This is a genomic window from Pseudomonas tremae, assembly GCF_001401155.1.
Classification (GTDB): domain Bacteria; phylum Pseudomonadota; class Gammaproteobacteria; order Pseudomonadales; family Pseudomonadaceae; genus Aquipseudomonas; species Aquipseudomonas tremae.
In genome coordinates this window covers 1-647 of the sequence record NZ_LJRO01000070.1, presented here as the reverse complement: position 1 = coordinate 647, position 647 = coordinate 1, and the positions used below count along the sequence as shown (strand labels likewise).

Annotated in this window: 2 protein-coding genes; both read right to left on the bottom strand. The window is 57.0% G+C overall.

The features are described 5' to 3' along the window. Nucleotides 1–270: Co2+/Mg2+ efflux protein ApaG (gene apaG / locus ALO43_RS04365; protein WP_054997169.1), on the bottom strand; the 270-nt coding region annotated here is incomplete at its 3' end. A gap of 113 nt (nt 271–383) precedes the next feature. Continuing rightward, on the bottom strand, nt 384–647 hold a 264-nt coding region (locus ALO43_RS04360), incomplete at its 5' end, for an rRNA adenine N-6-methyltransferase family protein (RefSeq protein WP_328586969.1).

The following is a 647-nucleotide window of genomic DNA, read 5'->3' as shown; positions in this document are numbered from 1 at the left end:
GGTCATTACCGTACCGCTGCTGTAGGTATGGCTTTTACCGACCTCGATCAACGGTTGCTGACCGACCACGCCCTCGCCGCGCACCTCTTCGACATGGCCGTCGCCGTCGGTGATGACCCAGTGACGCGACAGCAGCCTGGCAGGTAATTTACCGTTGTTGTGCACGGTGATGGTATAGGCGAAAGCGAAGCGATTCTGCTCGGGTTGCGACTGTTCCGAGAGAAAGCGTGTGACGACGCTGACGTCGACCTGGTAACGAGAATCGGGCATGCAATAGGCCTTGAAATCCATAACGAAAAAATGGCGTGTGCGGCAGGTAGACAAGTCTAGGACAAGTAAGCGGGAAATGACGACTGGCAGTGCCGTTTACTTGTCCTCAGGGTTCACTCTGTCACAACTTTCTCGCTGAGAGTGTCTGCCAGACGGACGAATGCAGCCAGGTCGAGTTGCTCGGGACGCAAGCTGCCGTCTACTCCAGAAGCGGTAATCTCGTCGCTGGTCAACAGCAACTTGAGCGTGTTGCGCAGGGTCTTGCGACGCTGGTTGAACGCTTCACGCACGATGCGCTCCAGCACGCGGTGATCCTTGGCAGGGTGCGGCAATGTTTCGTAAGGGACGAGACGCACAATGGCCGAGTCCACTTTCGG